Raw genomic sequence first — 20,169 nt, 5'->3', positions numbered from 1 at the left:
CCGAAACAGCGCATTAGTTACTTTGAGGTAACTATACCACAAAAAAGTGCCTACTTTACAAGAAGTCAAAGCTGTGTTATCATAGGATCAAGGAAAGAGATCAAGCGCTTGTTCTTCCCAAAAGCCAGTTAAAATAAATACAACTTTCAGGAGGAATATTACTATGAATAAGAACACATTTACAGCTGTTAAGCTTGCAAAGGGCGAAGTTAACGTTTATGATTTCGGCGGCATAAAGCTCCACGCTTACAAGACCAACGACTTTATTGATAATGAGGTATTTATCGTTGAGAAAAACGGAAAAGCAGTTATCATTGAATCTCCATGCTTTTTCGATAACATCAAGGAACTTACAGAGTATCTGAAAGACCTTAAGGTCGAGGGTATGCTCGTTGCATATCACGGTGCAGGTGCAGAGTTTCTGCCTGACGTTCCGAAATATGCAACTCAGAATGCCGTTGAATATTCAGAAAACGGCGGCGGAAAGGCTCTTATAAACAACTTCACAAATGCTTTCGGCGACATCTTTGACAAGTCCGTACACAAGATAACAAATGTTATTGAAGAAGGCAAGGTAACTATCGGCGGAATCGACTTTATCATTAAGCAGACTGATGAGGCATTCGATATCGAGATCCCTGAGATCAATGCTGTATACACTCATATGCTCGGTCATGACTGCCACTCTATCGTTGCAGGTGCAGGTCACGCAGATGCTATCAAGGCTCAGCTCAATGATTACATTGCAAAGGGTTATGATCTTATCCTCACTTCACACTACACACCTGAGGATCTTAAGGACGCTCAGACTAAGATCGACTATCTTGAAAATCTGAAAGAAATTGCCGCAAACTGCGATAATGCAGAAGCTTTCAAGGCAGAGGTACAGAAAAAGTATCCTGATTACAGCGGCGGAAACTATCTTGATATGACAGCAGGATTTTTCTTTGAATAATCAAGCATAGCAAACACAGGGATTGTCAATGTCGGCAATCCCTGTATGTGTTGACAAATGAGTAGGAAAATCGTATAATATCAGATAGAACTATTGTTCGTCATGTTCTTTTTATTATAAAAAGCTCTGCGGGAGAGATAATACTATGATCTTACAAACAGGAATGAGAACAGATATCCCTGCATTCTACTCAGAATGGTTTATGAACAGAATAAAAGAGGGTTATGTGCTGGTGCGAAATCCCTATCATCAAGAGTTGGTAACACGATATGAGATAAACCCTGACGTTGTTGACCTTATAGCTTTCTGCACGAAAAATCCTTATCCTATGATAAAGCATATGGAAAAGCTGAAAAAGTATGGGCAATACTGGTTCGTCACCATCACTCCCTACGGCAAAGACCTTGAGCCGAATGTTCCCGATAAGGACTTTGTAATAAATTGCTTTCAGCAGCTTTCAAAAATCGTCGGGATAAATTCAATGGGCTGGAGATATGACCCAATCATAGTCAATGGCAAATATTCTGTGGAATATCATATCTCAGCTTTTGAAAAAACAGCGTCACAGCTTGCAGGCTGTACGGAAACTTGTATTATCAGTTTTGTTGACCTTTACGAAAAAGTAAATCGCAATGCTCCCGAAATACGAAATGTTACAAAAAACGAACAGATCACCATATCAAAAGCTTTTGCTGAGATAGGCAGAAAATACGGCATTACTGTCAAAGGCTGTCACGAAAGTTCTGCCCTTGCAGATTATGGTATAGATATGAGCGGCTGTTTAAATCAAAAGGTTTATGAAAAGGCTTTAGACATTTCGCTTAAAATGCCCAAAAGAAAATCTCAGCGTGAATGCAACTGCTTTTTTGGAACAGATATAGGGGCATACAACTCCTGCGGACATTTTTGCCGATACTGTTATGCAAATGCAGATGTCAGTTCTGTAAAGCGAAATATGGCTCGGCACGATCCTATGTCACCATTTCTGATAGGCGGTCAAATGCCTGACGATATTATCAGACAAGCTGAACAGTACAGCTATATAGACGGTCAGCTCAGTTTATTTTAGGAAAGAGAAATCAAAGAGATCATGAAAAAGCTTATAGAATATTTATTGAATGAAGATACAAGGTACAAGGACATCACTATTCCGACTTCTGAAAAAGAGCAATTTGACCTTTACCGCAGTTTGGTTAATATCCGCCCTGCAAAGAAAATTTCTGCGGAATATCTCAAAGCCGAGGACGAATTTCTGCAAAAGATGACGACACGGAAAGGAATTACCGACATTGCCGACTTACAACCTGTTGAGGAAAATATTTATCTTTGGAAAGGTGACATCACAACGCTGAAATGCGATGCGATAGTTAATGCCGCAAATTCAGGAATGACAGGGTGCTATCACCCTTGCCACAACTGTATAGACAACTGTATCCACACCTTTGCAGGCGTTCGCCTGCGGCTGAAATGTGCGGAGATAATGAAAGCACAGGGACATGAAGAACCGACAGGTACAGCTAAAATCACTCCTGCATACGATCTGCCATGCCAATATGTTATCCATACAGTCGGACCGATAGTGCAGGGCAGACTGACAGAAAAGCACTGCGAACTGCTGAAAAGCTGTTATCAGAGTTGTCTTGAACTTGCAGTACAAAGCGGAATAAAAAGCATTGCGTTCTGTTGTATTTCCACAGGTGTGTTTGGCTTTCCGCAGGATAAGGCGGCGGAGATCGCTGTGCAGACGGTGAGAGAATTTTTGTTGCCCCATGATATAGAGGTGATATTCAATGTTTTTACAGAGAAAGACTACAAGATCTACAGCAGGCTTCTCGGTTGAGATAGAACGTTTGAAAAATGAAATAGAAACCGCTGACGCCATTGTCATTGGTGCAGGAGCAGGACTTTCCACTGCGGCAGGTTTTACATACAGCGGAGAGCGCTTTGAAAAATATTTCTCGGATTTTATTGAAAAATACAACTTTCGGGATATGTATTCGGGTGGATTTTACCCCTTTGAAACTTTGGAGGAACACTGGGCATACTGGTCGAGATACATTTATATCAATCGCTATATGGACGTTGACAACGGTACTTACAAGGAACTTTTTGAACTTGTGAAAGACAAAGATTATTTTGTGCTGACAACCAATGTAGACCACCAGTTTCAGAAAGCAGGTTTTGACAAGCACAGACTTTTCTACACACAAGGTGATTACGGACTTTTTCAATGTTCAGAACCATGCTGTCAGAAGACCTATGACAATGAGGATATTATCCGAAAAATGTATGCTGAACAGGAAAATATGCGTATACCCACGGAACTTATCCCTCGCTGTCCGAAATGCGGAAAACCTATGACAATGAATCTTCGTGCAGACGATAAATTTGTTCAGGACGACGGCTGGTACAAAGCTAATGACAGGTATAATGACTTTATCCGTCGGCATAAGGATATGCACATTTTGTTTTTGGAGCTTGGTGTGGGATATAACACTCCCGCTATCATCAAGTATCCATTCTGGCAGATGACAGCGAAAAATCACAAAGCGGTCTATGCCTGCGTAAATTACGGCGAGGCTTTTTGTCCAGATGAAATTTCATCAAGATCAATTCTCATCAACGCAGACATAAGACGGACTCTTAACAGCATATGATACATACAGATCGGCAGGCACTTGAATTACAATGTGCCTGCCGATATTTTTAGTATACATAAGAAAAACTTATATATGAAATTAGAAATCAAGATTGATTGCAGTGAAATTATGTGATATAATAAAGTCATAAAAGAAACGGAGGAGATCACAATGGCAAAAATACTTATCGTTTATTATTCACGCAAGGGAGAAAACTACTGAAACGGTTCTATAAAGGAACTTTCCAAAGGCAATACCGAAATTGCGGCAGAGTTTATTCAAAAAGCTGTCGGCGGAGACCTCTTTAAGATCGACACAGCAAAGCCTTACTCAACAAGCTATATGACCTGCATTGAAGAGGCAAAGGCTGAACTCCGTGCAGACGCACGTCCTGAACTAAAGGCTTACCCCGAAAATTTTGAAGACTATGACACGATCTTTGTCGGCTATCCTAACTGGTGGGGCACAATGCCTATGTGTATGTTTACAATGCTTGAAAAGTACGATACGACAGGCAAAACTATCATTCCTTTCTGCACAAATGAAGGCAGCGGTATGGGTTCAAGCGAACGTGATCTGAAAAAGCTTTGCGGCGGAGCAGTTATCAAAAAGGGTCTTTCGATTCACGGTGCGGAAACTCAGCATAGCGAAAGCAAGATCGCAGAATGGGCAAAGAGATCAGTATAACAGCTATACGAATAAATTAAATTTACATAAAGGATCATAATTATGTTTAAACAGATCAGATATTTTCAGTCGGTAGTACAGCTAGGCAGCTTTACTGCGGCTGCGGAGAAACATTATATTTCTCAATCTGCAATATCACAGCAGATAAAAGCGTTTGAAGATGAACTTGGCGTACCGCTGCTGAACCGCAGAAAGCGCAGTTTTACCCTTACGGAGGCAGGCGAATATTTTTACAAGAAAAGCCTTGTGCTGGTTTCAGATTATGATTTCATATGCCGTGAGCTTCAGCGCATTTCGGGGCAAAAGGGCGAACAGCTGCATATTGGTGTGCTGAAAGGCTACTGCGGCGCTGAATTTCAGAATGCTGTATCGGAATTTACGGCACAATTCCCAGATGTGACAATAGATGTTATGTATGATAATCATGATGCGCTTTATGAACTTCTGCGAAACGGCGAACTTGATATTGTGCTTAATGATCAGCGGAGAGCATTTTCAGATGAATATGTAAATATCGTGCTGGATATCCGTGAATACTGTGCTGAGATATCGGCGAACAGTCCCATTTCCCAACTTGATGAGGTGGATATTGCCGATCTGAAAAACACGCCGATCATACTGCTTTCCTCTCCCGAACAGCAGGAAACCGAACGCAGATTTTATTGTCAGGATCTTGGCTTTAAAAGTGAGATATGCTTTACGGAAAATATGGACGATGCTCACATACTTGTCATTCAGGGCAAGGGATTTATGCCGATAGAGGGCAGCTGTGATTCCTTGCAAAAAGCAGTAAAAACCGTAAAGCTTCTTAGAAACGGACAGCCGATAATAAGGCGGTACTGTGCATTTATGAGAACGGACAACCCGACTAAACATACGCAGGAATTTATTGAGGTATTAAAAAAACAATTTTGAGGGGAATAAAATGAAATCAACAAAACTTAGTCATAAAGCAGCAGGTGTTATTATGAAATTAAACAAAAGGTGTCCATGGTGCGGCGAAGAATTAAATGGCAGATTTTTTCAAAGAGGTCATTATCATTGCCCTAACTGTGGTAATTATAGCAAAATATATAGATACGGTTGGATCTATGGGTTAGGAGCCATTGTCGGTTTGGCTTTTATTATTTTTTTAAAATATGTGTTTGCAATTTATAGTATATTTATATTTTGGATCATCTACTCTATTATCTGTATAGCTTTGCCCTTGGAGATGGAAACGAAACATTTCATACCTAGGAAAAAAGGCACTGCGAATTTTACTTTGATAAAAGATTTTTCGTTGATCAAACGAAAAATCTTGTTTTCAGAAAAACGAATTTTCCCTATTTGCTTTGTAGATATAAATGATAAGCCTATTTCACATACTTTTTGTATTTCGATAGAAGATGTTAAATTTATATCATCAGAGTCTTTTGACGCTAATATAAAATCCATTCCTATATCAGATCGCAATATTGACTTCAATAAAGGAGAAAGATTTTATATGTTTTATAATAATGAAAAAGTTGCTTATTGTGAACTGAAAAGCGATATTGAATAACTTGGAAATTAGATCCTTAAGCAATAATACGATCGCCATACAAATCAAGAGCTGCAATTAAAAATAGGAATCTATGCAGAAAGTAGAGAAGGTGAACAGAACTGACCGTCAGAATTGAATGCTCCGAAAATAGCAATAGATATGAAGAAGCGACGATAAAGATTTAATAGAAGTTTGTTACTTATATCAAATGTGGAAGATTATCTTTACACTCGTACAAATTGATGACAATATCTCAAACTTAATAATGTTCCTAAAGACAGCCGTACTCATAATGATAATGAGTGCGGCAGGCTGAAGCTCCTGTTCGCAAGTTCGACGCTTCTCATAGACGGCGGAGCAACTGCAAGCTATTTTTACGGACCGTTAAGACCGACAGAAAAGCAGTAAGAATTTCTGTTGATTATATAATTTAAACCCCGCCTCCTGTGGTATAATAGAAATACCATGAGAGATGGGGTTTGTGATATCTCGGATAAATTGATAACCTAAATGCTGCTCCATCTATACGAACAATTCGCCTGCGGTGTCTTTGTAGTATTCGGCCTGCGCAAACCACATTGCAGAATATATGTCGCCATGTGATATAAGCTCATCATGCGTACCACGTTCTGCTATACTGCCGTTGTCAAGGACGGTTATATCGTCACAAAATCGGCAGCTTGACAGCCTGTGAGAAATATATATCGCTGTGCGAGTGCCGACAATACTATTAAATTTAGTGTAAATGTCGTATTCGGAGATTGGATCAAGAGCGGCGGTGGGCTCATCAAGGACTATGAACGGCGAACCTTTGTAGATCGCCCTTGCAAGGCAGAGCTTTTGCGCCTCGCCTCCAGATATCTCCACGCCGTTTTCATTGAAGTCTTTATAAATGTAAGTGTTTATGCCATCGGGCATTTTGTCAAGTCGGTCGGAAAGTCCTGCTTTTCTGACGCAGGATTCAACAAGATCGCTGTCAAACTCGGTATCGGCGGCAACGTTTTCTGCAAGGCTGAATGAGAACAGCTTTGAATCCTGAAAGACTACGGAGAAAAGCTGCATATAGTCCTCATAGGAGTACTTGCGGATATCAATACCGTTGAGTGTTATTTCCCCCTTTGTTGCGTCATAGAGCCTGCAAAGGAGCTTTATGAGCGTGGATTTGCCCGAACCATTCCTGCCCACAAGTGCCATTTTTTCACCGATACGCCATTTGAGGTTGACATCCTTTAGCACATACTCTTCGCTGTTTGGGTACTTGAACCAAACGTGTTTGAACTCAAATTCGTATTCGTTATCATCACGCTTTTCTGTGGGGATAGTGCCTTTGTACTTTTCGTCGGGGATATCGAGAAAATCAAAATATTTCTTGCAGAATGTCGGCGTGATTTTAAGCAGTCCGTAAAAGTCAGAAAGCTCTGACACGCCTGCGGATATCTTTTCAAAATACAGCGCAAAGGCTATCACCTCGCCTGGGGATAACATTCCGCTTGCCGCCCTCATAACCGCAAAGCCGTACATAAGCGCCTTTGTGAGGATATTGACCAGCTGACAAAGAAAATTCGGCAGCATAGCGGACTTAAATGCTTTTAGCCAGCCCTCTGATATCTCATCTCGTGCTTTGTCAAGCTCTTTTTCAATGAGCTTTTGCTGAGAATATATTCTTATCTCTTTGCCGTTTCGATAGTTGCCGAGAATGTAATTACCAAAAAAGCCCCCTGCACGATTTGCCTGAATGATCTTTTTGTCATTATATACCTTTTCAAAACCAAGTATCGCTTTAGGGTTTATGACCAAAGATTTAAGCATTTCAAGCAAAGTGATAATTACCACAACCGCAAGAAAGCCCCATATCGACTGAACAAAACCGCTGAAACCCGTTGTAGTGACAGGCTTTACAAAAGCCATTGGTATGATAAGTATAACGCCTGTTATTATCAAAAATATTCCGCCGATCGAATATCTGACATAGCCGCACACGGCTGGTATGCCGGCGTTATTATTATCGACCTGATTATCTGCGTTTGAAAATCTGTTTTGTGTATCGGTGCTTTCAAGGTGGATAAAATCCATTGTCATTACTTTTTGCCAAAGGTTTTTATGCAGATTTGTACTTCTGGCAAAAGTCTGAGAACTTGAACGTCTTAAAAGAAACAACTTTATCATAAATATCACAGCCTGCACGCCAACGACTATCGCCGCATAAGAAAGAAGAGTTCCAACAGGTTTTGACTGCGTAATGCCGTCGATAACAAGGGCAGACAGATATATAAAGATAAATTCTGTAACAAGACCCAGCACATATTCGATGGTATCTCTTATGAGATAACCGCTGTCGGCGACCCTTACAGCTTTCAGCGTTCGCTTAATTATCTCACGTTTTTCCTTTGCAGAAAGCTTTTCTTCGTTGTTCTCATTCTTACTCATTTATCTGCACCCCCTTATCATTGTAATAGGAACTTTGAAGCTCAAAAAGTTCAGCGTATTTTCCGCCCTGTGCCATAAGCTGGGCATGAGTGCCTGTTTCCGTCAAAGTACCGTTTTCTATCATTATTATCCTGTCGCAGAACCTTGTTGAAGCAAGGCGGTGCGATATGAAAACGCTTGATTTGCCTTTGGTGAAATCGGCGTATTTCAAATACATTTCCTGCTCTGCGATAGGGTCAAGGGCGGCTGTCGGCTCGTCAAGAAGGAGTATCGGTGCGTCTTTGTATAATGCCCTTGCAAGAGCAAGCTTTTGCGTTTGACCGCCCGAAAGCTCGGTGGCATTTTCAAAAACTGACTTCACAAGCCTTGTGTTTTCCTTTTCGGGCAGGCTCATAACTTTGTCATAAAGTCCTGCATTTTTTAGGCAATCATAAACCCTTTCACGGTCAAAATTATCCACGTCTGCACCTGCGATATTTTCAGCAATAGTCACCGCAAGCAAGGCGATATCCTGAAAAACTGCGCCGAAAAGTGTAAAATATTCATCTCTGTTATAGCTGTTCACCGGCTTGCCGTTTAGCAATATCTCGCCCTCTGTGGGGTCGTAAAGTCCGCACATAAGCTTTATGAGCGTGGTCTTTCCTGCGCCGTTAAGTCCCACAAGGGCAAGCTTTTCGCCCTTATGCAGGGTAAATGAAACATTCTGAATGGTAGGCTTTTCAGCGCCTGAGTATGTATAACTTACGTTTCTAAATTCAAGCTCGCACTCCCCTGTGGGAAGTTTTTCTCCCTTGCCACGATTGGTCTTATCAGGCATATCGAGATATTCTCTCGCATATGAAGTGTTGTTTGAAAGCCACTTGAAACCCGAAAATTTGTCAAATGCCACTCTGATAGAATGACCGAAATTCCATATGGAATTGAAATAAAGCACGAAATCGCCTGCACCGATATTGCCTTTAACTACCATATAAATAACATAAGCATAAGCGGCAAAATCTGCAAGCCGCAAGATGATAATTGACACCACATTGTGACGGAATATCCATTCGTCCTGCTGTTCATACCAGTTCAATCGGTTTGCATATGAGCGATCAAAAATTTTTGTGAACCATTTATCCATTCCGAAAATGCGTACATCTTTTGCCGAAGAAAAATCTCCGCCTGCATTGCTGATATAATTAAGCTCACGGTCATACTGCTGCCAATTATCCGCCATATTCCATATCCACTTCATTTTGTGCCGCTCAAGATAATAGACCGTAATGGCAGGAACGCCGACGATAAGGATCATTATAGGGTCAAGCATTGAAAGTATACCGCCGTATGCTGCAAGCTGTATCAGCGCCATAAGAAAATCTTGAATGGTATCAACTGTCCGATAGGTTATGTAGTCTGAGCCTGTCTGCGCCTTTTGCATCAGGTTGCTGTTCTCGCAGCTTTCGTTGTTCTCATAGTCAGTCGACATATGCTTGCGCTGCATTTTTCGCAGCATATGATTTAGAAAAATGAAGTTGCCCCTATATCCACGATAATCGTTGGTCTCATTTTCGATATACTTTGACATACGCTCGCCGACTATAAGCAGCAGGCATATGACTGCAAGCCTTGTGCGTGATGAAGTTCCCAGCGCAAGCTCAACAACATATTTGCTTGTGAACGTATTAAAAAGTGTGGCGGCGACACTTGAAAATATATGCAATACGATCAATATCAGCATTATCGGCTGGCTTTTCCAAAGCTCATAAAGAGTATAGCGCATATTTTCAAAGGTCTTGTACTTTATTTTGCTTTGCTCTTTATTGTACTTGTCCCTCGCTTTCTGACGTTTTTCTTTTGTGTACTTTGCGATTTTTACACGTTTCATATTCTCACCTCTTTATCTGATGATATCACAAAAAAGGCCGCTTGTGTTGATTTCTGCACGAACGGTCGATATATTGCACGAAAGGTAAAATTGTTATGGTTTATACTGCATTTTTCAACGGCAGCATTATCTCCGTGGCGAAAATGCCCTCCTCATTCTGTCGATTGACATATCCGCCGTACTTTTTGGCTATGCGGTCGATACGGAAAAGACCGTAGCCGTGTTCACCCTCTTTGGTGGAGCGGTACACTCCGCCAACTTTGTTTACGCTGCCTGCGGCGTTCTGAACAGATATGTAAAACTGCCCTTTAAGCTTGCTTATATACACACGCAGAAAGCGTTCCTCTTCCGCAAGCTTTTCACAGGCTTCCGCCGCATTGTCGAGAAGATTTCCCAAAACAGCACAAAGTTCAACGTCAGTAAGGGGAATATTTTCAGGTATTACCACCTTGACAGTGGTTTTGATATTAAGCTTTTCGGCAACGCTCAACTTGCTGTTAAGCACAGCGTCTGCCATTATGTTGCCTGTTTTTATGACTGTATCAACGGTGTTCAGATCTTCCGCAAGTTCATCAAGATAGCTGTCGAGCTTGATATAATTATTCTCGGAGAGGAGAATTTTCATATTCTGTATATGGTTGCGGTAATCGTGCCGCCAGCCACGCACCTGACGATACATATTCTGAATTTCGTTGACCTGCTTTTCGATAAGTTCACTCTGAAAGCGCTCTATGCGGCGGTCGACCATGTTGTAGAGTGTGCGACGGAGAAAATAATACGCTAAAAATAAACCTATCAATATAAGTATTAAAATAATTATAATCATTTATATGTCCTATCATCTACCGATATTGATTTATCTTTGTTTATCAGTTTTAAATTCACTTCATTTTCACCTATTAATACAGCTATTCCATATTTATACTTATACCCGTTATTTTCGTTAATAAAGGCTTTAATTTTTTTTATATCGTCTTCCTGATTATCATTCCAGTATGTTTTAAATTCCATTACCAACAAATTATTATCATTACTACCTCTTTTATGAATTATCAAATCGGGATATACATTTTTTCCTAAAGAATCAATAAATTTGGGGCCATATCCATTACGATTATACTCGCAGTCCAAATTATAGTCAGTATATAAATTACGCTCATCAAGAATTTTTTGTAAATAATAAGCAAAGCGAAAAACAATTGATCTTTCTCCAACGTGGTGATTTAAACCTATAAATGCTTTATCATTTTCAAGCTCTATTTTAGGTTTATTTGATATAAGATATTTATCATATATATACAGTTTTGAAAAAGCCTCCAATATTGCTTTAGCTAATTCTTTATCTTCTTGCATATAATTTTCAATAGTATCTTTTGGATACATATTTACATTCGCCATAATATTTATCCTTTCGTATAAAACTCAATAAACTTCTCATTAACTTCCTTATAAAGCCGCCGTGAAAGTGGGATATTTTCACCGCTGTCAAGCACTATTTCCGTCTTGCCAATGCTCCGAACATACCGCATATTTATGATATACGAACGGTGACAGAAAGCAAATCCTACTGGCAGCATATTTTTTATAACGCTTATCCCCACATTGCAGATAATAACCTTATCACACAAATGCACATAAGTTTTCTTACCCATAGCTTCGCAGAAAACGATCATATCGGAAGAAATGTGTATACTACCCTCATCACCGGTAAGCACTATTTCATTTTCAGAAGCATGACGTTTGATATATCGGTCAAGTACTGCAAAAAATTTTGATCTGTCAATGGGTTTCAGCAGATAGTGAAGTGCTTCAACTTCGTATCCGTCGCTCATATAATCCGAATATCCCGTAATGAAAATTATCGGAAGCATATTGCCGTCCGAACGCAGCTTTCTGGCAAGCTCCATACCATTCAGCTGTTTCATTTCGATATCCAACAAAATAAGATCGCATGGTTTGTCAGCATAAGAGAACAAGAAACTTTCTGCACTTATGTACTCATCAATATTAAGTGCAAATGGCTTGTCAACAGACCATTCTCCCAAAAGTCTGCGCAGTTCTTTGATCTGATCTTCATTATCGTCACAGATCGCTATTGTCAGCGGCATAGAGTTCACCTCGATTCAAATAATATTATAACATAAAATGCTAAGAAGTTCAATATAAAACCTTTTAAGGAGATTGATGCTTTTCTCATATTTATTGTTGAAAAATCAAAAGCTGTTTTCCGCTAAAATTTTCGCATAAAAAAGAGAACCTGATCTTTCAAGTCCTCTTAAAAATAACATATTAAATCTTTTCCGAACACTCTATATGGTTGCTCTCATTACCTAGCCTGTTGCAAGAGTATGTTTTTCAAACAGTGCGTTTAACACTATCGATAAAAAAATATTGTTTTGCTAATTAGTCCTTTTTTTATTTATGTTCCCATTATACTCGATCTTATAGTTTACACCTATGAGTAAGTTGCAATTTGCTGTCAAGCTTTATTGGAAGATAATATTGTCCTCGCGTATTTTACACCTATGAGTAAGTTGCAATCAGATTACCCTAACTTTTTTGAAAGTTATGAAACCTCGTATTTTACACCTATGAGTAAGTTGCAATTAGAGGGAGTTGACATCTGCGGTAGTTCCATTGTCTCGTATTTTACACCTATGAGTAAGTTGCAATCACACAAAGTTAAAACTATATAATCTTCATACCGTCTCGTATTTTACACCTATGAGTAAGTTGCAATTTAACAAAGGCGTATACCCAGTTTCAGTAAACACACTCGTATTTTACACCTATGAGTAAGTTGCAATTAAGGATAATCAGAATCGGTTACAACACCCTTAACTCGTATTTTACACCTATGAGTAAGTTGCAATCAATGATAGGAGCGATAAAGATGATAACTAAAAAACTCGTATTTTACACCTATGAGTAAGTTGCAATCCCTCGAAGTGAGCGTCAACATATGACCCCACCACTCGTATTTTACACCTATGAGTAAGTTGCAATTTTACAATTTTGAAAATAGTCTTATTCTCATTGATCTCGTATTTTACACCTATGAGTAAGTTGCAATTAGACCTAGGTATTATAAGTATTTTGACAGTTTTCTCGTATTTTACACCTATGAGTAAGTTGCAATCAAGCGACTATCACACAGAAATGTCAAGCGACTATCTCGTATTTTACACCTATGAGTAAGTTGCAATGTTGTAGCCGTAATATCTTTAAGTCGGGTGAATTTCTCGTATTTTACACCTATGAGTAAGTTGCAATCCGCTGAAATTTCTGTATATGTTGGGTCACTCTTCTCGTATTTTACACCTATGAGTAAGTTGCAATTGCAAAAATGCACAAAAGTGTAACCCTGTTACACGGATTATTATGTGTACGTTCATACCTTACCGAGAGTATTTACTGCTTTTAATTAAAGACTTATGTATACTTTCTCGATTTTAGGACGCCGAGTCGCCCTTGATAGGTGCGAATGTCCCATGTGTTTTTATTTACTTGGGATTCGCACCACTGATTTTTAATTCTTTTGCTATTATCTTATCAATATTTTTTATGCCGATATTCTGACTTGCGTTATAATCAGCATTTGCTTCAAAACCACAATTCTGACATCTGAACTTTGCCTGAGCAGGTCGGTTGTCTTTATGGATATATCCGCATTTACTGCATCTCTGACTTGTAAATTCAGGTTCGATATATACAACTTTTATTCCTGCCTCATTCGCCTTATTTTCTATTTTCGTTTGAAGATCATAATAAGACCATTGTTTCAGAAAATGATTGGAATCAGCTGTAATCCCTGTAAGCCTTTCCATTTGAATAGTTCCACAGCCTTTTCTGACAGCATACTCTATTAAAGCTCTGCTGTATTTGTGGTTTGCTGTATCACGAAATCTTGCGATTTTGTCGCTGATTTTTAATGCAGGTTCAGTACGCTTTTTTCTGCCATGACCCATCCGCCCATCACCACAGAATTTCGTCTGCTTAAGAACAGAGCGCTTACGAGCTTCTATGCGTTTTCTGAACGTTTCAATTTCACCGCCGTTGATCGTAAAACGGTCATAATCACCAGCAACAGAAGCGACCATAGGACAATGAATACCAACATCAATACCAAGTATTTTATCGACATCAAGATTTGAAACACTATGATTCTCAAAATCGTAACACAAATTAAGCTTCCATAACCTTTTCTTCTTATCGTACAAAAGTTTGCTTGCTCTTATTTTGTATTCATCTATGTCTATGCAGCGTTCAAGAATGGTTTTAGTGGAATTATCTTTTACAATCATCTTGAAATAAAAACCACTATTGATGTTATACTTTTTCATACCTGCTTTGTTCAGAAGACTAAGCCTGACATAAAATTCATTGTTTTTATATTCAAGTTTGATCGACTTATCATGTAGATCAATAGGCTGATCTGCTTTGTATGAATTGATCGACCTCTCGCCCTTGATAATTTCCTTTTTGGATTTGTTAAAGGTCTTGCAGGTTTGCATTAAAGAGGTAGAAAGATTGCCGGAATTTAAGTCAAATCCTGTTTTTAAACGACTGTTTATGTATCCGCTTAAAGTATAATCGAGAATATCTTTATCTTTAGGATATACCCCATTCGCTTTGGAATAGTCGCTGGAAAAATTATTCCACTCCCAACAAAGCTGGACAGTTTTATTCTTGATTTCCCTAGTCTGTTTCTGTAAGTCCCACAGTATTTTATTGACCTCTTTGAAATCAACTTTATTCCCGTCATTGTCAAGCTGTTCACTAATAAGATAGATCTTTACAACTTTAGTCAGTCACGTCACCCCATTTCATAGTATAATTATATTATACATTATAACATAAAAGTATTATTATGTAAATTGGCAAAAAGGACAAACTAACTGCTTGATTTTAGGTATATTAACGACTGTAAGATATAATTTAAAACAAAATATTGTACAAAGTTAGTATGTCTGCTTTCAGTTCGTAAAGACAGCCTTTAAGTCTATTATACCTATTATAAAAGTACACAGATGATCTTCACTGATACAACAGCTATATGAAGGCGATTAATTCTCGATTTGGATGCAACATTCTAAGATTTAAAACTCTTGAAGCGTGAATAGATAACGTCACTCTCTGTGAGTTCAGAGGGTGATGGTGATATATAAGAAATAAATATCACACCGGCAAAGCCGGTGGTTTTATATCAGCCCTAAAAGGGCTCTTCACTAGCCGCCCCTAAAGGGGCATATAATAAGCTAAAGCTACCTACCGCATTCACGATTACTCTTAATATTTTACGTTTTTAAATGGATCTTCACATGTTTTATTTCACACATTTCTCTCAAAATTGCTCCTATATCTTTTTTAGCTTGCCATATATTGCTCTTCTCCGATACTTTAGTGCAAATATTATATGGTATTGACATTTCCATCTTGTATGTGATAGACTATATATCATTAGCCTTGTTATTCATTCTAATGCTCCTCCTTGTTTTTTAGTTATGCGGTTGATAGCCTCATTCCTATTCTATATCAAAGAGTTTTTTGTCCATAGATCGTTCCTATTAGGCTGTAACTAAAATCTGTACATTCCACCTGCATAGCAGGTAGTTTTTACGGGTACAAAAAAGCGGCTGGGATTGCTCTCAGTCGCTTTTTCGTGTCATATTTTGTGTCATATATTTATAATTTTTGAGCATAATAAAAACCGCCTATCTACGGGGTTTTGCGTAAATAGGCGGTTTTTACGTTGGTGCGGGTGACAGGACTTGAACCTGCACGGTGTTGCCAATAGAACCTAAATCTATCGCGTCTGCCAATTCCGCCACACCCGCATTATATAAAAACCGCTCTCGGCTTATGCCGAAAGCGATTTTTGGTGAGCCATTGGAGATTCGAACTCCAGACCCTTTGATTAAAAGTCAAATGCTCTGCCAACTGAGCTAATGGCTCGTGCGCTGTTAAGTTATCCTCACATGCGACTATATTATTATATCATCTTTTATTCGTTTTGTCAAGACTTTTTTGAAAAATTATCTTTTTTATTTGCCTGTTCATTTATATTCCACAACATCTTTTCCAACATTCGGAATACTGTATTCAATTTGTCCAAATTTTTCTGAAATATACCGTTACAAACAACAGCTCAGCCGCAGGAAAAACTCCCTTAGCTGAGCCGCCGTTCATATTGGTGATTAGTGAATGTCGTTATAAAGATTTATATACTGCTGTGCAGATTTCTTCCAGCTGAAGTCCTGCTTGAATGCATTGTTCACAAGTCTGCCCCACTTCATTCTGTCATCATAATATACTCTTGCTCTCAGACAGGCATCGAGCATATCCTGTGCATTATATGTCTTGAAAGTGAATCCGTTTCCGCCCTCTGCGCCTGCGTCGCTTATGCTGTCACGCAGACCGCCTGTTTCTCTGACGATCGGGATAGTTCCATATCTCAGTGCTATCATCTGAGCAAGTCCGCAAGGCTCGCTCTGGGAAGGCATAAGGAACATATCTGCGCCTGCATATATCTTTCTTGACAGTTCGGGAACAAAGCCTATGGTAAGACCTACCCTGTCCGGATATCTGTAATGCATCTCGCTGAAAAAGTCCTCGTATATCTTTTCACCCGATCCGAGAATAGCAAACTGATAACCAAGTCTGATTATATCCTCGAAAACGTATTTGATAAGATCAAGTCCCTTATGAGATACAAACCTTGTAACGATTCCTATAACAGGTGATTTTCCTGTGGACATACCCATTTCAAGCTGCAGCGCTCTCTTGCAGACAAGCTTTCCGGACTTGTCCTCAAGGCTGTAATTGCGCTCGATATTCTTATCTGTGGCAGGATCGTAAATAGTCTGGGAAATGCCATTAAGTATACCGCTGAGCTTATGCTGATGATGAACAAGCTCTCTGTCGAGAGAATGTGAGTACCATGGGTCAAGTATCTCCCATGCATAGCTCGGAGAAACTGTTGTAACTCTGTCACTTGTTTCAATGGCAGCCTTCATAAAGTTTACGTCGCCGTCATATGAAAGCATATCCGTATGATAAAGCGGGATACCCATAAGATCATTTATAAGCTCCAGACCATACTGTCCCTGATACTGGATATTATGGATAGTGAACACAGTTTTTATATCCTCATAGCCCTGCTGATAACGATAAAATACGTCATAATATACAGGTACAAGAGCCGTCTGCCAGTCATTTGCGTTGATGATATCAGGCTTGAAGTCGATATATCTCAGCAGTTCAAGCACAGCACGGGAGAAGAAGATAAATCTCTCTGCGTCATCATAAAATCCGTACAGACCGTTTCTCATAAAGTAATATTCATTATCGAGGAGATAATATGTAACGCCGTTTTCAACGCCCATAAAAACTCCGCAGTACTGATTTCTCCATGCTACGGGAACGGTAAAGTTAGTCACATAGGTAAGCCTGTCTTTAAGTTCCTGCTTTATGCTGCCATAATAAGGTATCACAACTCGGCAGTCGTGTCCCTCTGCATTTATAGCCGCAGGAAGTGAACCTGCAACGTCAGCCAGTCCGCCTGAGGCGATATAAGGCAGCGCCTCACTTGCTGTATAAAGTATTTTCAATATTATTACCCCCTTTTGTGAGAGAAATTAAAAGCAATGCCGCACAACCGCTGAACGGTATTGTGCGGCACAGAAATTCAATGTTCTGAGATATCAGTTTTTTTAAACCTTTGCACCTTTTGCAACATACATTGGATACTCGGTAGAGCTTGTCAGGATATGCTCGCTGTCAACAGTAACATTCTTATCAGTGATGATATTATTGAGCTGAGCGTTGCTTCCGACCTCTGTTCCCTGCATAAGGATACAGTTCTTGACCTTTGCGCCCTTGCCTACCTTAACACCTCTGAAGAGAACGCTGTTCTCTACCTCGCCCTCGATGATACAGCCGTCAGCAATAAGAGAATTCTTTACTGTGCAGTTGATGTCATACTTTGCAGGAGCGTTGTCGCTAACCTTTGTGTAGATAGATCTCTTAGGTACGAAAAGCTTTCTTGCATTAACAGGGTTAAGAAGCTCCATATTAGCCTGCATATAGCTGTTAGGGCTAGTAAGCTTGCTGAAATAGTTGTCATATTCATAAGTCTTGATCTTAAGATCTCTGCACTTGCTCTGGAGGATATCCTTTTCAAAGCTTACAAGACCTCTTGCGATAGAATCTCTTATCATATCTGTAAGGAATTCCATTGACATTACGAACATATTAAGGCTGATGGTGCAAGTACCGCTGAGTTCAGGCTGGATAAGTACAGAAGATACTCTTCCCTCTCCGTCAACGTTGAATACGGTAGATGTCTTTATATCCTCAGCAGCGTAAACGCCTGTATGAACAACAGCTGTGATATCAGCGCCGCTTTCTACGTGCTTTTCGATGATCGGCTTATAGTCGATATTTGTGATAACGTCGCAGTCTGAAAGAACAACATACTTTGCTCTTGAATGCTTGATAAAGCTCATTGCGCCGTACAGAGCTTCGATCCTGCCTCTGTAAAGTGTGCTTTCTACATTTCCGAAAGGAGGAAGGATATAAAGTCCGCCCTTCTTTCTAGCCAGATCCCATTCTCTTGCAGATCCCAGGTGATCGAGCAGCGACTGATAGTTGGACTTTGTGATAACGCCGACTTCACAAATGCCGCTGTTTACCATATTTGACAGAGGAAAATCTATAAGACGATATCTTCCTCCGAACATTACAGAACCCATTGTTCTGTTCTTAGTCATATCTCCGAGAGTCGTGTCGTGCATATTAGCGAAAACAAGACCCAGTACATTTCCCATATTGATATCCATAGTTTACTCGGTCCTTTCTACATATTTTTATAGATGATATCCTTTGGAGCAACAACGCTGTCCGCAGAGATCATAAGATTGTTTCCTACAACAGCAACGCCCCATGAATCCTTGTCTTCGATAGTTTCAGGTCTTGCGCCTATCTGTGCATTTTCACCGATAACGGAATTTTCGCCAACGATAGCATATTCTACCTTAGCGCCCTTCTTTACAACTGCGCCCGGCATAAGGATCGAGTCGCTTACAACTGCGCCCTCTTCAACTGTAACGCCGTCTGAGATCATCGAGAAGTCAACAGAACCGTCGATCACACAACCCTCTGTTACCATAGAGTTCTGTATCTCTGCGTTCTTTCCGATGCTCTGAGGAGGCAGAACAGGGTTTCTTGAATAGATCTTCCAGCTTGTATCATAAAGGTCGATAGGGATATTCGGATTGATAAGGTCCATATTAGCTTCCCAGAGTGAGTCGATAGTTCCGACATCCTTCCAGTAACCGTCGAAGCGGTATGCAACCAGCTTTTCGCCTGCTTCTCTCATATCAGGAATGATATTCTTACCGAAGTCCTTGCTTGCGTCCTTATCGTTTTCATTAGCGATAAGATAAGCCTTGAGCTTCTTCCATGTGAATATGTAGATACCCATTGAAGCAAGTGTTGAACGTGGGTTCTTAGGCTTTTCCTCGAAGTCGATGATGTTGTCCTCATCGTCGGTTATCATGATGCCGAAACGTGAAGCCTCTTCCTTAGGAACATCGAGAACGGCGATAGTAGCGTCAGCGTTCTTTTCCTTATGATAGTTGAGCATTTTATTGTAATCCATTTTATAGATATGGTCACCTGAAAGTACAACTACATACTCAGGATCATATCTGTCAACGAATGCAATATTCTGATAGATAGCATTTGCTGTACCTGAATACCAGTCAGCTCCGCTTGCCTTCTGATATGGAGGCAGCACATGAACTCCGCCGTGTATTCTGTCGAGGTCCCATGGCTGACCGTTGCCGATATACTCATTGAGTACCAGCGGCTGATACTGAGTCAGTACGCCTACCGTATCAATACCTGAATTGATACAGTTTGACAGAGGGAAATCGATGATACGATACTTAGCGCCGAACGGCACTGCAGGTTTTGCAACGTCCTGCGTAAGGGCATAAAGACGGCTTCCCTGACCGCCTGCCAGCAGCATTGCAACACATTCTTTCTTGTTGAACATAATAATTCA

Annotated in this window: 16 protein-coding genes, 2 tRNA genes, 1 pseudogene and 1 CRISPR repeat array; of the genes and pseudogenes, 7 read left to right on the top strand and 12 right to left on the bottom strand. The window is 39.9% G+C overall.

Annotation, left to right across the window (positions count from 1 at the left end; all coding sequences use genetic code 11):
* Nucleotides 1-163 precede the first annotated feature (163 nt).
* The 7 genes from Q0E19_RS02955 to Q0E19_RS02925 all read left to right on the top strand — a co-directional run bounded on the left by Q0E19_RS02955 (nucleotide 164) and on the right by Q0E19_RS02925 (nucleotide 5,824).
* Nucleotides 164-955, top strand: a complete 792-nt coding sequence (locus tag Q0E19_RS02955; RefSeq protein ID WP_294407231.1) for a hypothetical protein — start codon at nucleotides 164-166, stop codon at nucleotides 953-955.
* A gap of 145 nt (nucleotides 956-1,100) precedes the next feature.
* Nucleotides 1,101-2,024: a DUF1848 domain-containing protein gene (locus tag Q0E19_RS02950; RefSeq protein ID WP_294407229.1), complete on the top strand. Its 924-nt coding sequence runs from the start codon at nucleotides 1,101-1,103 to the stop codon at nucleotides 2,022-2,024.
* Nucleotides 2,025-2,045: 21 nt separating this feature from the next.
* A complete protein-coding gene (locus Q0E19_RS02945) occupies nucleotides 2,046-2,795 on the top strand; it encodes a protein-ADP-ribose hydrolase (RefSeq protein ID WP_294407227.1) in 750 nt (249 codons plus the stop codon).
* Entirely contained in the window at nucleotides 2,746-3,612 is an 867-nt protein-coding gene (locus Q0E19_RS02940; RefSeq protein ID WP_294407224.1) for a Sir2 silent information regulator family NAD-dependent deacetylase, read from the top strand. The genes Q0E19_RS02945 and Q0E19_RS02940 overlap by 50 nt, the downstream gene beginning before the upstream one ends.
* A gap of 213 nt (nucleotides 3,613-3,825) precedes the next feature.
* Nucleotides 3,826-4,281 (top strand): flavodoxin, encoded by a 456-nt coding sequence (locus tag Q0E19_RS02935; protein ID WP_294407779.1) that lies wholly within the window; start codon nucleotides 3,826-3,828, stop codon nucleotides 4,279-4,281.
* 42 nt (nucleotides 4,282-4,323) lie between these two features.
* A complete protein-coding gene (locus tag Q0E19_RS02930) occupies nucleotides 4,324-5,196 on the top strand; it encodes a LysR family transcriptional regulator (protein WP_294407222.1) in 873 nt (290 codons plus the stop codon).
* 10 nt (nucleotides 5,197-5,206) lie between these two features.
* Nucleotides 5,207-5,824: a hypothetical protein gene (locus Q0E19_RS02925; RefSeq protein WP_294407220.1), complete on the top strand. Its 618-nt coding sequence runs from the start codon at nucleotides 5,207-5,209 to the stop codon at nucleotides 5,822-5,824.
* Between the two features lie 504 nt (nucleotides 5,825-6,328).
* Here the strand turns inward: Q0E19_RS02925 and Q0E19_RS02920 are convergent.
* From Q0E19_RS02920 to Q0E19_RS02865, 12 genes and pseudogenes are all read right to left on the bottom strand, one after another.
* Nucleotides 6,329-8,233: an ABC transporter ATP-binding protein gene (locus Q0E19_RS02920; RefSeq protein WP_294407218.1), complete on the bottom strand. Its 1,905-nt coding sequence runs from the start codon at nucleotides 8,231-8,233 to the stop codon at nucleotides 6,329-6,331.
* A complete protein-coding gene (locus Q0E19_RS02915; protein ID WP_294407215.1) occupies nucleotides 8,226-10,100 on the bottom strand; it encodes an ABC transporter ATP-binding protein in 1,875 nt (624 codons plus the stop codon). The genes Q0E19_RS02920 and Q0E19_RS02915 overlap by 8 nt, the downstream gene beginning before the upstream one ends.
* Before the next feature lie 100 nt (nucleotides 10,101-10,200).
* Nucleotides 10,201-10,926 (bottom strand): GHKL domain-containing protein, encoded by a 726-nt coding sequence (locus tag Q0E19_RS02910; RefSeq protein WP_294407211.1) that lies wholly within the window; start codon nucleotides 10,924-10,926, stop codon nucleotides 10,201-10,203.
* Nucleotides 10,923-11,498, bottom strand: coding sequence for a hypothetical protein (locus Q0E19_RS02905; protein ID WP_294407208.1), 576 nt, complete (start codon nucleotides 11,496-11,498; stop codon nucleotides 10,923-10,925). The genes Q0E19_RS02910 and Q0E19_RS02905 overlap by 4 nt, the downstream gene beginning before the upstream one ends.
* A 5-nt stretch (nucleotides 11,499-11,503) precedes the next feature.
* Nucleotides 11,504-12,208 carry a LytTR family DNA-binding domain-containing protein gene (locus Q0E19_RS02900; protein ID WP_294407205.1) on the bottom strand — a complete coding sequence of 235 codons (705 nt, stop codon included), beginning with the start codon at nucleotides 12,206-12,208 and terminating at the stop codon, nucleotides 11,504-11,506.
* A gap of 333 nt (nucleotides 12,209-12,541) precedes the next feature.
* Nucleotides 12,542-13,439: direct repeats of the CRISPR family, unit length 32 nt; unit sequence CTCGTATTTTACACCTATGAGTAAGTTGCAAT.
* 164 nt (nucleotides 13,440-13,603) lie between these two features.
* Nucleotides 13,604-14,824, bottom strand: a complete 1,221-nt coding sequence (locus Q0E19_RS02895; protein WP_294407778.1) for a transposase — start codon at nucleotides 14,822-14,824, stop codon at nucleotides 13,604-13,606.
* Between the two features lie 588 nt (nucleotides 14,825-15,412).
* Nucleotides 15,413-15,577, bottom strand: a pseudogene (locus tag Q0E19_RS02890) (transposase); the annotation flags it as partial.
* Nucleotides 15,578-15,853: 276 nt separating this feature from the next.
* Nucleotides 15,854-15,937: transfer RNA gene (locus tag Q0E19_RS02885), tRNA-Leu, on the bottom strand.
* 42 nt (nucleotides 15,938-15,979) lie between these two features.
* Nucleotides 15,980-16,055, bottom strand: a tRNA-Lys gene (locus Q0E19_RS02880).
* Between the two features lie 242 nt (nucleotides 16,056-16,297).
* The gene (locus tag Q0E19_RS02875; protein ID WP_294407203.1) at nucleotides 16,298-17,710 is read right to left on the bottom strand and encodes a glycogen/starch synthase; all 1,413 of its coding nucleotides are present in this window, start codon (nucleotides 17,708-17,710) and stop codon (nucleotides 16,298-16,300) included.
* Between the two features lie 102 nt (nucleotides 17,711-17,812).
* Nucleotides 17,813-18,940: a glucose-1-phosphate adenylyltransferase subunit GlgD gene (gene glgD, locus Q0E19_RS02870; RefSeq protein WP_294407201.1), complete on the bottom strand. Its 1,128-nt coding sequence runs from the start codon at nucleotides 18,938-18,940 to the stop codon at nucleotides 17,813-17,815.
* A 17-nt stretch (nucleotides 18,941-18,957) separates the two neighbouring features.
* Complete coding sequence (locus tag Q0E19_RS02865; protein WP_294407198.1) at nucleotides 18,958-20,160, bottom strand: glucose-1-phosphate adenylyltransferase; 1,203 nt, start codon at nucleotides 20,158-20,160, stop codon at nucleotides 18,958-18,960.
* Between the last annotated feature and the right edge of the window lie 9 nt (nucleotides 20,161-20,169).

It is taken from the genome of uncultured Ruminococcus sp. (assembly GCF_934476685.1).
GTDB lineage: Bacteria > Bacillota > Clostridia > Oscillospirales > Ruminococcaceae > Hominimerdicola.
The sequence above is the reverse complement of the archived record's forward strand: the minus strand, read 5'-3'. Positions and strand labels throughout refer to the sequence as shown.